Annotated in this window: 11 protein-coding genes and 1 pseudogene; 11 read left to right on the top strand and 1 reads right to left on the bottom strand. The window is 58.6% G+C overall.

Translation table 11 applies throughout. From position 1 onward, the window contains the following. The first annotated feature begins 520 nt into the window (after positions 1–520). From F3H98_RS24325 to F3H98_RS24300, 6 genes are all read left to right on the top strand, one after another. Entirely contained in the window at positions 521–2,338 is a 1,818-nt protein-coding gene (locus tag F3H98_RS24325; RefSeq protein WP_244621877.1) for a sensor histidine kinase, read from the top strand. Next, the gene (locus tag F3H98_RS24320; protein ID WP_149762925.1) at positions 2,338–2,976 is read left to right on the top strand and encodes a response regulator transcription factor; all 639 of its coding nucleotides are present in this window, start codon (positions 2,338–2,340) and stop codon (positions 2,974–2,976) included. Before F3H98_RS24325 ends, F3H98_RS24320 begins: the two co-directional genes overlap by 1 nt. 120 nt (positions 2,977–3,096) lie before the next feature. Then, positions 3,097–3,480: a response regulator transcription factor gene (locus F3H98_RS24315; RefSeq protein WP_149762924.1), complete on the top strand. Its 384-nt coding sequence runs from the start codon at positions 3,097–3,099 to the stop codon at positions 3,478–3,480. 344 nt (positions 3,481–3,824) lie between these two features. After that, a complete protein-coding gene (locus tag F3H98_RS24310; protein WP_244621876.1) occupies positions 3,825–5,435 on the top strand; it encodes an arylsulfatase in 1,611 nt (536 codons plus the stop codon). 77 nt (positions 5,436–5,512) lie between these two features. Then, complete coding sequence (locus F3H98_RS24305; protein WP_149762923.1) at positions 5,513–6,523, top strand: HAD family hydrolase; 1,011 nt, start codon at positions 5,513–5,515, stop codon at positions 6,521–6,523. A gap of 479 nt (positions 6,524–7,002) precedes the next feature. Next, a complete protein-coding gene (locus F3H98_RS24300; protein WP_188130542.1) occupies positions 7,003–9,027 on the top strand; it encodes a tetratricopeptide repeat protein in 2,025 nt (674 codons plus the stop codon). Positions 9,028–9,675: 648 nt separating this feature from the next. Here F3H98_RS24300 and F3H98_RS24295 read toward each other — a convergent pair. Further along, the gene (locus F3H98_RS24295) at positions 9,676–10,359 is read right to left on the bottom strand and encodes a GntR family transcriptional regulator (protein ID WP_149762921.1); all 684 of its coding nucleotides are present in this window, start codon (positions 10,357–10,359) and stop codon (positions 9,676–9,678) included. Between the two features lie 117 nt (positions 10,360–10,476). On the opposite strand from F3H98_RS24295, the gene F3H98_RS24290 reads away from it, so the two are divergent. From F3H98_RS24290 to F3H98_RS24270, 5 genes and pseudogenes are all read left to right on the top strand, one after another. Next, complete coding sequence (locus tag F3H98_RS24290) at positions 10,477–11,991, top strand: aldehyde dehydrogenase family protein (protein WP_244621867.1); 1,515 nt, start codon at positions 10,477–10,479, stop codon at positions 11,989–11,991. Positions 11,992–12,066: 75 nt separating this feature from the next. Beyond that, positions 12,067–13,020: a sugar ABC transporter substrate-binding protein gene (locus F3H98_RS24285; protein ID WP_149762920.1), complete on the top strand. Its 954-nt coding sequence runs from the start codon at positions 12,067–12,069 to the stop codon at positions 13,018–13,020. A gap of 113 nt (positions 13,021–13,133) precedes the next feature. After that, positions 13,134–14,111, top strand: a complete 978-nt coding sequence (locus F3H98_RS24280; RefSeq protein ID WP_149762978.1) for an ABC transporter permease — start codon at positions 13,134–13,136, stop codon at positions 14,109–14,111. Next, positions 14,111–14,590: pseudogene (locus F3H98_RS24275) on the top strand (ATP-binding cassette domain-containing protein); the annotation flags it as partial. The gene F3H98_RS24280 and the pseudogene F3H98_RS24275, both read left to right, overlap by 1 nt. Before the next feature lie 115 nt (positions 14,591–14,705). Next, a partial coding sequence (locus F3H98_RS24270; RefSeq protein ID WP_149762977.1) for a helix-turn-helix domain-containing protein occupies positions 14,706–14,948 on the top strand: 243 nt, incomplete at its 3' end.

Here is a 14,948-nt window from a genome sequence, read left to right as displayed (position 1 = left end):
GCTACCGTGAGTGGAATCTCTAAAGGCTTGGCGCAACCGTGACCCTCGGCGTTCAGTGGGTGTCCGCTTTCAGGTATTGGCCAAGCTGATCTCAACGTCCGATATGCGGCGCACTGCTGACCGGCGGCTCTGGGCCGGCAGCGGACCGGCAGCTTTTGGCGTCCAAAAGGCAAGAGCAGACGTCCAGGTCACAAGGCGTGATGACTATAGGTGACCCAATCCGGTCATTGGCCCAGTCGGAATTAGATGTCTCAAAAGCATGTCAACTTCGGCCGTTCGACGGACAAGGCCAAGGTGGTTGACAGATTATAGTAACGGCTAATCGCTGCCAAATGACCGAAACAACCGCTGAGTAACGAGCGCAGTTATTGCAACAATCGTAGGCCCAATCAGCGTCAATGACGCCTTTGATTTAACATGATAATACTGCTTAACCCTCCTAGATGAGGCGTTCAGCGTGGCGCGTGATTTCGAGGCACCCTCGCGCCGGCCCATTCGCGGGCCGGTTAGAGTTTTTTGGATATCGCTGCTAGCGATCCTCGCAGCGGTGAGCGCAGGCCTAGCAGAGATCGTCGACCTGGTTCCGCGGGTATTGATCCTGTATCCCTATGACGAAAGGATCCCGGCAACCACCATCGCGGGCGAATCAGCGAGAAATCGGCTGCTGGAGGCAACCGCTGGTAAGATCGAACTGTTCTCCGAGTTTCTCGATCTTTCCAGATTCCCCGAAAACGTCCATGTCGATCGGATGGCGCGGTATCTCGCCGAGAAGTATGTCGATCACCGTCCGGACCTCGTCATCGCACTCGGCGAAGAAGCAACCAGTTTCATCGCGACAAACCGGAAAACGATCGCTCCCCATGCAAAGATTGTGTTTTGCGGTTTCAGTGGCGCAACCGCAGCCTCATTGAATCTGCCCGACGATGTGGTCGGCGCTTTTTCGGAATTCGACATCACGAAAACCTTCGAGATGGCCATCCGACTTCAACCGAACGCCCGCCAGCTTGTCGTGCTTGGCGGTTCTGCAAAATTTGACCAGGCGTGGATCGCCGACGCACGTCAGAACCTGGCCGGTTTGACCGGGAATATTGAGACGACCTACCTGACGGGATTGTCAATTGACGAGTTCATCGAACGTGCCGCTGGTCTATCCGAGGACGTCATTCTCTTAGTGTTGACCGTGTTCGTTGACAGTACCGGCCGCAACTTCATCCCGCAGGACGCGTTTGAAAAGATATCGGTCACGGCCGGCGCCCCGACTTACGGGCCTTATTCAACCTATATCGGCCACGGCGCTGTCGGTGGCAACACCGTCACCTTCGAATCAGTCGGAACGACGGTAGCGAACCTCGCCGTCGATGCGCTCGCAGAGAAGCCAGTTTCCAACGTGGACGTACCGCAGACCTACGTTGCTGATGCGAGACAGTTGCAGCGGTGGGGCTTGGCCGAGGTCGATCTTCCCTCAGGCACAGTAGTGTCTTTCAAGGAGAAGTCCTTGTGGGAAGAATATTGGGCGGAAATCACCACCATCATCGCCTTTGTTGCGGCGCAGAGTTTCGTTATTGCGGCGTTGCTCTTCGAGCGCGGTCGCCGAGCGGCTGTCGAACTGACGGCTCGGGGTCGTCTTCTCGAAGTCATCCATCTCAACCAGTCAGCGACGGCGGGAGCGCTTTCGGCCTCCATCGCCCATGAACTCAACCAGCCGCTTGGCGCGATCCGCAACAATGCCGAGGCGGCTGAGTTTATGCTCAATAGAGACAAACCCGATCTAAAGCTCATAAAGCAGATTCTCGTCGACATACGCGACGATGACAAGCGCGCTGGAGACATCATTCAGCGGCTTCGCGGACTGCTGAAGAAGCGCAGCGAAATCGACTGGCAGGAGTTTGACATCAACGATGTCGTGAAGAGTGCGCTGCAGATTCTGCACAGTGAGGCCGAGCGACGGGGCGTGGCGGTCGACTGTCGTCCGACAGCGCGCCAGCTTCCCGTTCGAGCCGATCGTGTCCATATTCAACAGGTCATCCTCAACATTGCGACGAACGCGATGGACGCCATGCTGGATTCTGCGCCCGCGCAAAGGAGGCTTTTGCTGCTGACAGACCTCACCGAGAGCTCAAAGGCGGCTGTTTCAATCTCCGATACCGGAACGGGTATCCCAGGTGACCAACTCGGGCGCGTGTTCGATACGTTCTTCACGACTAAGTCCAATGGCACCGGTCTGGGTCTGACGATCGCACGCGCCATCGTTGAGACCTACGGCGGCAAGATCTGGGCCGACAATCTACCGCAAGGCGGCGCTGTAGTCAGCTTTGTTCTGCCACTGGTAAAGGTCTAATGGTTCCCGTGTCTCCGATCGTTCACATCGTCGATGACGACAAGTCATTTCGCACGGCCACGGCGCGGTTGGTCGAGGCATCGGGATTCCGATCGATCTGTTATGAATCGGGCGATGATTTCCTAGCACGCCTGCCGGTTCACGAACCTGGTTGCGTCCTGCTTGACTTGCAGATGCCCGGTCTTAGCGGACTAGAATTGCAAGATCGCCTGGCCGAGGCAGCGCCGCAGTTGCCAATAGTCTTCCTGACCGGCCATGGGGACATTGAGATTACCGTGCGGGCCATGAAGGCAGGCGCAGAAGATTTCCTGGAGAAAACGGCTTCGCGAGAGGCTCTGCTGGGCGCCATAGAACGGGCCATGCTGCGCTACCGAGCACGCCTCTCGGACCATGACCGCACCGCGGCCCTCCATAGCCGCGTGGCGAGTTTGACGCCGCGGGAACTCGATGTTTTTGGCCTTATCGTGCGCGGCAGGCGCAACAAAGAGGTCGCGTATGCACTTGGCACATCGGAGAGAACGGTGAAGGCGCACCGGCGCAGCATCATGGAAAAGCTTGGCGTAAATTCGCTGGCTGAGGTGGTCTCGATCGCCGAAAGAACGCACCTGCTCGATGGTGCCAACCCGACACTCAAGTAACCGCTCTGAACGGCTTCCCCAAAGGACAATAGGCAGTGTTCGGAATTCGGCTCACTAATTGGGTCGTGCCTTTAGCCCGATGTACGTCTGGCCGTCATATAGCTTGAGAAAGGCCACAAGGTGGAAAGCCGGCCACAGACTGTTGCCGTCGTGGAAGACGATCCCAGCATGCGCAGGAGCGTCCGACGCCTGCTGAACGCGTACGGCTTTGCTGTAGAGGAATTTCCTTCGGCCGAGGCGTTTCTCGGTCGCGATCCGGACAGTTGCGCGGAATGTGTCGTGCTCGACATCCATCTGCCCGGCATGTCGGGCCTCGAATTGCGAAGCCGGCTGACGGCGGCGGGCTCACCCTTGCCCGTCATCTTCTTCACGGCGATTGACGACGACGCCGTCCGGATTGCGGCACTCCAGTTGGGCTGTGTCGCCTTTTTGCGCAAGCCGTTTCCGGCCGAATTGCTGATCGACGCTATCATCAAAGCATTGTCTGGTGTTCCTAGCCGCTGAGGGTCCTGTGACAATTTACGCCCTTTGTTACCTCCCTTCCCACCAGGTGCCAGCGAAAACAAACGCTGCTTCCCCAAAGGACAATATCGCTTCGGCAAATCTTTCAGTAAACTTGACGTCGGGTAATCCAAAACGCGTCGGTATTGCCCAGATTGGGAGGGTTACTCCCGTCGACGCGAAATTTGCGTGCAAAAGCAGCAAGGAAGGATGACCGCACGAATGCCGGCGCTCGCGCCCGTTCGTCGTGATTTTACGCGTATCGATCCAAGTCATTTGAAGGGAGAACTCCGGTGAAAATGATGCTTAATCGTCAAGTCGCGGCGTTGTTGTGCGGCAGTGCATTCATGGTGCTCGGCGGAAATGCACAAGCGGAGGACCAAGCCAAACCCAACATCCTGTTCATCGTCTCGGACGACACAGGTTATGGCGATCTCGGCCCCTACGGTGGCGGCGAGGGGCGCGGCATGCCAACACCGAGTATCGACAAGCTGGCCGCAGAAGGCATGACGTTCTTCTCTTTCTACGCCCAGCCGAGTTGCACACCCGGCCGCGCCGCCATGCAGACCGGTCGCATCCCGAACCGTAGCGGCATGACCACGGTGGCCTTCCAGGGCCAGGGCGGCGGCTTGCCTGCGGCGGAATGGACGCTTGCGTCAGTGCTGAAGCAGGGCGGCTACAAGACCTACTTCACTGGCAAATGGCATCTGGGCGAAGCCGACTACGCTCTGCCTAACGCCCAGGGCTATGACGTGATGAAGCACGCCGGTCTCTATCATCTCAACGCCTACACCTACGCCGACCCGACCTGGTTCCCGGATATGGATCCGGAACTGCGAAAGATGTTCGAAACGGTCACCAGGGGATCCCTTTCCGGCAATGCCGGCGAGAGCGCAAAGGAAGACTTCAAGATCAACGGCCAGTATGTCGACACCCCTGTGATCGACGGCAAGGAAGGTGTGGTCGGCATCCCGTTCTTTGACGGCTATGTCGAGAAGGCGGCGATCGAGTTCCTCGATGATGCCGCCAAGACACCGGACCAGCCGTTCTTCATCAACGTAAACTTTATGAAGGTTCACCAACCGAACATGCCAGCGCCAGAGTTCGAGCACAAATCCCTATCCAAGTCGAAATATGCGGATTCCGTCGTCGAACTCGACACCCGCATCGGCCGCATCATGGACAAGCTGCGCCAGACTGGCATGGACAAGAACACGCTGGTTTTCTACACGACCGACAACGGCGCGTGGCAGGACGTTTATCCTGACGCTGGCTACACGCCGTTCCGCGGCACCAAGGGTACCGTGCGAGAAGGCGGCAACCGCGTTCCTGCGATCGCAGTATGGCCGGGCAAAACGCCGCCGAACTCGAAGAACCATGAAATCCTCGGCGGCCTCGACCTGATGGCCACCTTTGCTTCGGCCGCCAAGGTACCGTTGCCGGCAAATGATCGTGAGGACAAGCCGATCATCTTCGATAGCATGGATATGACGCCGGTTCTGACCAACACAGGTCCGTCGCCCCGCAAAAGCTGGTTCTACTTCACCGAAAACGAACTTTCACCTGGTGCGGCTCGCGTGGGCAACTACAAGGCGGTCTTCAACCTTCGCGGGGACGATGGTGCCTCGACAGGCGGGCTGGCCGTTGACGCAAACCTCGGCTGGAAGGGCGCAGAGAAATATGTTGCCACTGTACCGCAGGTGTTTGATCTGTGGCAGGATCCGCAGGAGCGCTACGACATATTCATGAACAACTATACTGAGCGTACCTGGACCATGGTCACGATCTCGGACGCCATTAAGAGCCTCATGAAGACGTATGTTCAGTATCCTCCCCGGAAGCTGCAGAGCGAATCCTATACGGGGCCGCTCACGCTTTCGAACTATGAGCGGTTCGAGTGGGTGCGCGCGCAGTTGGAAAAGGGAGGCGTGGACCTGGCATTGCCGACAGGAAACTGATCGATCTCTTGTGGGGGAGCCCGGCTCGACCGGGCCTCTTGCCGTTCCATCACCCATCGAAATTGCGGAGAAATCCCATGTTCGTGCCACGTGATCTTGAGACCGCGCGGGCGGTAGCTTTTCTCGTGACGGTAGCTCTCACGCCGGCGGTCGCCCTTGCCCAGACCGATCCCTTGCCGTCGTGGAACGATACTCAGCCCAAGGCTGCGATCGTTGAGTTCGTCGAGAAGGTGAGCAAGGAAGGTTCCGCAGACTTCGTTCCAGAACCAGAACGCATCGCCGTGTTCGACAATGACGGCACCCTGTGGACCGAGCATCCGATGTATGTCCAGCTCGCCTTCGCGCTCGACAGGGTCAAGGCCGAGGCCGCGAACCATCCCGAATGGGCGACAACCCAGCCATTTCAGGCGGTGCTCGAAGGCGACATGAAGACCCTCGCGGATGCCGGCGAGAAGGGGCTGGTGGAACTCATCATGGCGACCCATGCTGGAATGACCACGGACGAGTTCCAGAAGATAGTTTCCGACTGGATTGCAACCGCGCGCGATCCTCGCTTCAAGCGGCCGTATACAGAACTCGTCTACCAACCGATGCTTGAATTGCTTGCCTATCTGCGCGCCAACGGCTTCAAGACCTTCATCGTCTCGGGCGGCGGCGTCGAGCTCATGCGCCCCTGGGTCGAGCAGATCTATGGCATACCGCCCGAACAGGTCGTGGGCTCATCCATCAACACACAATTCGAGATGCGCGACGGCATACCGACCTTGTTCCGCCTACCGCAAGTCAACTTCATCGACGACAAGGCCGGCAAACCGGTCGGCATTAACGAGCATATCGGCCGCCGTCCGATCGCCGCCTTCGGCAATTCCGATGGCGATCTCGAGATGTTGCAGTGGACGACACTGGCCGACGGCGAGCAGTTCGGTCTAATCGTTCACCATACCGATGCGGAGCGGGAATATGCCTACGACCGGCAGACTGAGTTCGGCCGCCTCGACAAGGCGCTGGATGCTGCCGCTGTAAACCAGTGGACGGTTGTGGACATGAAGACTGACTGGAAGGTCATCTTTCCATCCGACCTGAAATGATCCCGAGTGGCCGCCGTTTGGACCGGGATCGCCTAGCAGTGCGCAAAAATGAGACGTTCGCAATGTGCCGCGCTGCATGACAGCGAATACAGGACCTCGCGGTACCGGCCCCAACGCCAGTCTCCCTAACCAACCATCTCAGCAAAGGGCGGGACAGAGCGGGCGAACCAACTGCAGATTCAAGGGAGGTAGCCATGCTCACTAATGCGTTCTTGAGCTCAAGACGCTAGGGTCGTGTTATGCCTCCTTTCCGTTTGCCGATGCACTTGGGCATGCTTTTTCTCGGCCTTTTTGCGGTGTCAAATCCTGCCGCATCGGGAAGCGAGACACCGGAATTTGTCGGCTCGCAAGTTTGTGGGACATGCCACACCGCCCAAGGGCGAGCGTGGTCGAACTCTCACCACGGCTGGGCGCTGAGAGAACCTACGCCGGAACATGTACTCGGCGATTTCGCCGATGCGACCGTCGAGCACAAAGGGGTGACCTCGCGCTTCTTTCAAAGGGATGGGCACTATTTCATCGAGACGGACGGAGCGGACGGCAAGCTGGCGACCTTCGAGGTCAAATACGTCGTCGGCGTCTCTCCGTTGCAGCAGTATCTCGTCGAGCTTGACCGCGGCCGCCTGCAAGCTCTCGATCTCGCCTGGGACATCGGTAACCAGCGCTGGTTCCACCTCTACCCGAACGACGACGTTTCAGCGGGCAACGGGCTGCATTGGACAGGTTCCTACAAAAATTGGCAGGCGCGCTGCGCCGTATGCCATCAGACCGACTTCCGCAAGAATTATGACCCGGCAACGCATGGCTACCAGAGCCAATGGAGCGAACTCACGGTCGGCTGCGAAGCCTGTCACGGTCCGGGTGCTGCTCACGTCGTGTGGGCCAAGAAGCGAGCGGATTTCGATCCGGCAGGCTTTCAAAATGTTGACAGCCATGGATTGCTTCGCCCCGAAGGAAACGGCAGGCAGACAATCGAGCAGAACATGTGTGGACCCTGTCATTCGCGCCGCGAAGCGATGGGTGCCGACAGCCCGCTGCCCGGAGCCGTCTTCGGCGACCACTACAATCTCATGACCCTTGGAAATATGCTTTATTTTCCCGACGGCCAGCAAAGGGACGAGGTTTATGTGCTGGGCTCGTTCCTGCAGTCCAAGATGCACACCAAGGGGGTTACCTGCACGAACTGCCATGATCCCCATTCGGGCGGACTGGTTGCGGAAGGCAATGCCGTTTGCACACAGTGCCACAACGAGACTGGGCGCGCGGATTTCCTCTCGCTGAAGCCGGCGAACTATGAATCGGCGGCCCATCACCATCATCCGGCGGGCAGCGCAGGCGCCCAATGCGTGAGCTGCCACATGCCCGCGCGCAATTACATGATCGTCGATGGCAGGCGTGACCACTTCTTCCGGGTGCCAAATCCCTTGCTGTCGCAGAAGGCAGGCTCGCCTGACGCCTGCCTTTCGTGCCATGCCAGCGAGACAGCAGCCTGGGCTGCCGGCGAAATCATGCGGTGGGCGCCGAACTGGCTCAATCCGGATTCCACCCTTGCTGAGACATTTGCAGCCGTTTGGCGCAAGGGGCTGAGCCGAGAGGCACTCGATGACCTTTGCGCGATCGCAACGGACACGTCGCGTTCCGCTATTGCGCGTGCCAGCGCGGTGCGCGAGATCGGCGACCAGGCCGACCCGATGACCGCAACGGCTCTTGCCCAACTGCTTGCCGATGACAGCGACATGATCCGTGTGGCGGCCATCCGCCTTTGGCGCTCGGCTCCGGCCGGCGATCGAGCAGATCGGCTTCAACCACTCCTCACCGATCCCGTGGCCGCGGTTCGCGTGGCGGCCGCACTGGAACTGTCGAACATTGCTCCTGACGAACTGCCGGTCGAGCGAAGAGACGCACTGGCAGCGGCGTTGGCCGAGTTGAAGGCATCGATGGGAGCAAGGTCGGACTTCCCCGAGGGCCAAATGGCGATCGGCGGACTGGCAATGGCAACCAGCAACTGGGAGGCAGCGCAGGCAGCATTCGCGGAGGCGACTTTCATGGACCCACAACTCGTCCAGGCCTGGATAACGCGTGCGAAGATAGCCGCCGCTCTTGGCGATGTTGGCGCGGCAATGGCAATCCTTGTCGATGCGCGGGCGAAGAATCCGGGCGAAATCAGCATTTCAACGCAGCTTGGGCAAATACTGATGAGCCAAGGTCGTCCAGATCAGGCAATCCCGGTGCTGAGAGATGTCGTCTCGGCCGATCCTGGCAATCAGGACATGCGCATCACGCTCACCCTGGCTCTGCTGCAAACCGGCGACTTTGCCGCGGCAGGATCTGAAATTACTGTGCTTCGCAAGGCGTCACCGGAAAGGGCAGAAGTGCTTCTGGTGTTGGCGCTTTGGCAGGCTGCGTCCGGCGATCTTGACGGTGCGCGCGAGACAGTGGACGAAATACGGCAGGACCATCCCAATCTTCCACTGCCGCCGCAACTCGATGCGCTTTCCCGATGACGTGAACCAAGCACGGAGCGGAGGCATTGGGAGCTTAGTTCGGTTCGCCTGCTTACCTTGGGTGAAATCGATTTTGATCATCGGGTTCGGTCAGGGCCGTGTACCGTCCGCAACAATATTATCTCGCCTAATCTCCGCCTACAGGAGGCGCTCTCAACTGGACTCACTTCCAAAAACGGCAGCTTTGAACATTGAAGCACGCAACAGTGACAAGGCAATCCGCCCGAATGTCCGAAGGTGACCGGGGGCCGCCTTCGCCAGAGCCATTGGTTAATATCAGGTTTTGGCGCACCTCGACCTCCAGCGTGGTCGCCGGATATGTCTGGTTTCAGGAAGCGGCAAAGCTGATCTCTACGGCCGACATGAGGCGCTTTTCGGACTGGCAGCCGTTGAGCCGGGAGCGGACCGGCAGCTGTTGAGAGACAAGCTTGCGAAAGCGGTCCTCTGGCATGGGACCCATTGGTCTTACAACAAACCGAAGCGTATGACACGCTACGGCACAGAATTGCAAACGCTGACATCAGCCGACAAAACTCTAGACGCGGCGAAAAGCGCATCTATCAATCCAACCCCCGATCCGATGATTCTGACGCTATGATCTGCATTATCGTTGCGCGCATCGCAGTCTGGAGACAGTTGCGACACCAGCTACTCAAAAAGCTCGGGATTGTCGGCTTCGATCCGGGGCAAATCGGACAGTATTCCATTGAGATGGGTGCGCATGGCCGCAACTGCCTTGTCCGGCTCGCGTTGGTCAATCGCTTCGATAATCGCTTGATGCTCACGCATCAGCTTGCCCAAGGAGTCGAGCTTGCGTAACTGTAGATTGCATACGCGATCGATATGTGCCTTGACATCCGCGATCACACTCCAGGCCAAGGTACAGCCGGCGCCAGTCGCGATGGCCAGATGAAACTGCTCATCTTCCTTGCGGAACAAATGGTAGTCCTGCTTCTGCACAGCCTCTTCTTGCCGCCCCAATATGTCGTCGATCGTGGAACGGATCCATGGGTCGAAATTCGCGCAAGCGCGTGCTGCCACTGCCGTTTCGATCGCCTCGCGGACGAAACGCGATTCCATCATTTGGCGCGCCGATATCCGTGAAACAACCGTTCCCCGATTTGGGCGGACGGACACCAGTTTCGATTTGCTCAACGCGATCAGGGCTTCGCGCACAGGCTGGCGGGACACGCCGAGCTTCGTGGCAATCTCCTGCTCGGACAACTTTGCACCGGGCGTCAAGTCAAGCCTGATGATCGCTTCACGCAGGTCTCGTTCGATCTGCACAGCAGTCGATTCGCTGCTCTCGAACTTCAATCGCTCGATATTCATCGCACCTCTATTTCCCGCGCTTGACACTTCCACCATACCACCATACGGTACCATACAATCTGATGCAAACCGTCGCCTAGCATAGCCACAGGCAACGCAAAAGCACTCGAAGAGTCCATGACCATAGCAACTTTCATTCCGCCAAACATCAAGGACCCCCGGCTGGTTGGCCGCTCCTATGACATGGTCATCAACGGTAAACATGAAATAGCCGGCTCCGGGAAGGTTATTGAGCGCATTGCGCCTGGCCATGGCATTGCGGTTGGCGAATGGCCGGACGCATCGGCCGACGATGTCCGTCTTGCCATCTCCGCAGCGCGCGTGGCCTTCGACAAAGGCCCCTGGCCACGGATGTCGGGGGCGGAACGGTCCCGCATCATGTACCGCGTTTCGCAGCTCATTGTCGCCAATGTCGAAGAATTGGCCCTTATCGAGAGCCTTGAAGTGGGAAAACCGATCAGCCAGGCGCGTGGCGAGATCGATTTTTGCGCGGATCTCTGGGCTTATGCGGCCGGTCAGGCGCGAGCCCTGGAAGGCAATAGCCACAACAATATCGGAGAAGACAGACTGGGTCTCGTGTTGCGTGAACCGGTCGGCGTTGTAGGCATCATCACGCCTTGGAACTTCCCATTCATTATTGCGTCTGAACGTGTGCCCTGGTCCATCGGCGCCGGCTGCACAGTGGTCTTGAAACCTTCGGAACTGACCTCGGGCACATCGATCCGAATGGCAGAGTTGGCGCTTGTGGCTGGTGTCCCCCCTGGCGTTTTCAACGTCGTAACAGGCTATGGCGATCCTGCCGGCCAGACGCTTGCTGAAGACCCCGCCGTGGACATGATCGCCTTCACCGGGTCCTCGCGCGTCGGCATTCATCTTGGCGCGATTGCGGCGCGCAGCGTTAAGCGCGTCGGCCTTGAACTTGGCGGCAAAGGTCCACAGATCGTGTTTGCCGATGCCGATCTCGAAGCAGCCGCCGATGGGATCGCCTATGGCGTCTATCACAATGCCGGCCAATGCTGCATTTCAGGCAGCCGACTGCTGGTCGAGGAAAGTGTGCGTGACGAATTGCTGGCACGTGTCCTGGACATTTCAAGGCGCGTTCCTTTCGGCGATCCGCTCAACGAAAAGACACGCATCGGCGCGATGATCTCGAAAGGGCACGCTGAAAAAGTCGACGGCTATGTCAAGGCCGGCAAGGCGGCGGGGGCGGAACTTTTGATCGGCGGCAACCCGGCTGGCAGCGGCGATGGTCACTATTACGAGCCGACTGTTTTCCAGAATGTGCGGCCCGACATGTCGATCGCCAAGGACGAGATCTTCGGGCCGGTCCTGTCTACATTGACATTCCGCAGCGCCGATGAAGCGGTGGCGCTAGCCAACGGTTCCGAATACGGTCTCTCTGCTTCGGTCTGGTCGACCAACCTCGAAAACGCATTGCAGACAATTCGTCGCGTTCGCGCCGGCCGCTGCTGGGTCAACAGCGTCATCGACGGCACTCCGGAGCTCCCAATTGGTGGCTACAAGAAGAGCGGCCTGGGCCGCGAGCTTGGCCGCTACGGCTTCGACGAATATTCGCAGTTCAAAGGCATTCACGTCACGCTTGGTCGGCCGGGGAGATGGTTCACCAGCTGACGCAGAACAATATTCCTGTTCGAGGCGGAGGATCCACGGACAGGAGTAAATAACAACTCAAAGGGAGGAAATCGCATGGGACGTCGTCATTTCAGGAATGCAATCCTCGGCACATTTGCCGCGGCTTTGTTGACCACCGCAGCCTACGCGCAGGACACCGTCAAGGCGACGATGATCATCTACCTCGATCCCAGCGTGCAGTTCTTCAACCCGGTTGTTAGGGGCGCACAGGACGCTGCCGCCCAGTTCGGCGTCGATCTTGACGTCCAATATGCCAACAACGATCCAGTGCGCCAGAACGACCTGATCGAGGCTGCGACGGCGAGCGGCGTGGATGGGATCGCCGTTGCGATTTCGAGTTCCGACGCTTTTGACACCAGCATCTGCAACGCCACCAAAGCTGGCATCGTCGTCATCGGCTTCAACAATGATGATCTGGAAGGCGCGAAGGGAAACTGCCGCCAAGCCTATGTCGGCATGAACGAATTCGCCTCAGGCTACGAACTTGGCCAACGCATGATCGAGAAGTTCGGCCTGAAGGAGGGCGACGTCGTATTCAATCCGCGCGAAATACCGGAAGCCAGTTTCGCGGTGGCGCGGGGGGGCGGCATTGAGAAGGCTATGGGCGAAAAGGGCATTAAGGTCGAGACGGTCAAGTCCGGTCTGGACCTCGCGGAAGCGCAAAATATCATGGCGCAGTTTCTGATCGCCAACAAGAATATCAAGGCCGTGTTCGGCACCGGATCAGTCACCTCGACCGTGGGCGCGGGCGCGATCAAGGATGCCGGCGTCGATATCCCCTTCGGCGGGTTCGATCTGGCGGTGGAAATCGTCAACGCGGTTGAATCGGGAGTAATGTTTGCGACGATGGATCAGCAACCCTATCTCCAGGGCTTCTATCCAATCGCCCAGATCGCGCTGGCCAAGAAATATGGCCTGACACCCACCGACGTCGATACAGGCCAGGGCGCCTTCCTCGACAAGGATCGCATTGGCTCGGTCAAGCCGCTGATCGGTTCCTACCGCTAGTCTCCTTCAGCCGGACCCTTCGGACTGTCTTCGAAGGGTCCTTTCTTGACGGAACCAAGATGTCATCACCACCCAGCTCCGCTGCGGCGGCGTCAGTCGTCGCCCCACACCGCATGCGCAAGCACTCGGCATTCCGGCGCCTGCTCGTCGCACCGGCAGGCGCCATCCTGGTCGCCTTTCTCGCATTGCAGGCGATGTGTATCGCCTATGCGCTGATCAATCCGGATGAATTCCGCTATATCTCTTCACAGAATCTGACGATCCTGATGAAGGCAATCCCGGTGCTCGGCTGCCTGGCTCTTGGCGTCGGCGTCTTAATGATCGCCGGCGAGTTCGACCTGTCGGTTGGATCAGTCTACACGCTGACTGCCATCGTCATGGCAGTGCAAGTTGGCGCGGGCTTGAATCCATTCCTTGCGGCAGCACTGGCAATCCTGATCGGCATCGTGATCGGCGTGCTGCATGGGACAATAACGCTAAAGGCCAGCCTGCCGTCATTCATTGTCACGCTCGGTGGCCTGCTGTTTTGGCGTGGCGCAGTACTGCTCTACAATGGCGCAGTGCAGGTGCGTTTTGATCCCGGCCCGACCTTCCAGGGCCTGTTCGGCGGCACTTTCCTTGGCATTAACGCAGCCTTCTGGTGGTTCATCGCCCTGTCGATTGCATTCTATTGCCTCTTGCATCGCCACCGCTTCGGCAACCACGTCTTTGCCACTGGCGGAAACCAGCCGGCTGCCACTGCCATCGGCATCGACACAGGTCGCGTCAAGATCATTGCCTTCGCCATAGCCGGCGGCATGGCGGCATTTGCCGGAATTCTGGCGACTGTGCGCGTTGGTAGCGTGCAACCTGGACAGGGCGTTGGCATCGAATTGCAAGCGATTGCGGCTTGCGTCATCGGCGGCCTCTCACTAACCGGCGGGCGTGGATCGATCCTCGGCATATTCCTTGGCGCCATGCTGATCCACACGATCACCGATGTGCTGCTGCTGCTGCGCGCTCCAGGCTTCTATCTCGACATGTTCATTGCTGTTTTGATTGTAGGGGCTTCCGCGTTCAACCGCTTTATCGAACGCAAGGGAGCAGGTTGATGACGACGCCGATCTTAGAACTGCACAACATCTCCAAAAGCTTCGGCGCTCTCGATGCCTTGCGCGGCCTGAGCTTCCACATCAACCAAGGCGAAGTGATCGGCTTGCTCGGCGACAATGGCGCCGGCAAGTCGACCGCCGTCAACCTGATCTCCGGCATCCACAAGCCGACTTCGGGGCACCTTAGCGTCGACGGCAAGCAGACGCTCTTTACGTGCCGGATGGACTCCGCCGAGGCTGGTATCGAGACGATCTACCAAAACACGGCGCTGGTGGATTCTCTGTCGATTACCCGCAACATCTTCATGGGGCGTGAGCGCTGCTCGGGCGTCGGCTTCCTCAAGCTGGCCGAGATGCGAGACATCGCCATGGATGTGCTGAAGAGCGCGGTCCACATCTCCGGCATCGATTCGCCTGACATGCTGGTCGGCGAGCTTTCCGGCGGCCAGAAGCAAGCCGTGGCGATTGCAAGAGCGGTCTTTGTTGATTTCCGCCAGGAGCTGACCCTGGATTAGGTAGTTTTTCCATTGAGAAGTGACCCATGTTTGAACCCACCCCTGCTGGCTGATTGCAGGGGAAACTGGAGTGATAGACATGGCGTTACTGAGCGTTATCCGGCGCTGGCGTTTGCGGGACGATCTCTCGATCCGGGAGATCGCACGGCGCACAGGGTTATCGCGGAACACGATCCGCAAATATCTGCGATCCGACGAGATCGAGCCACGTTTCAAAGTTCCGGAGCGGCCGAGCAAGCTCGATGCCTATGCGGAACGGCTGTCGGCCTGGCTAAGAGCCGAGGCGAACAAATCGCGCAAACAGAAGCGAACGATCAAGCAG

It is taken from the genome of Neomesorhizobium albiziae, assembly GCF_900114255.1.
GTDB classification, from domain to species: domain Bacteria; phylum Pseudomonadota; class Alphaproteobacteria; order Rhizobiales; family Rhizobiaceae; genus Neomesorhizobium; species Neomesorhizobium albiziae.
The sequence above is the reverse complement of the archived record's forward strand: the minus strand, read 5'-3'. Positions and strand labels throughout refer to the sequence as shown.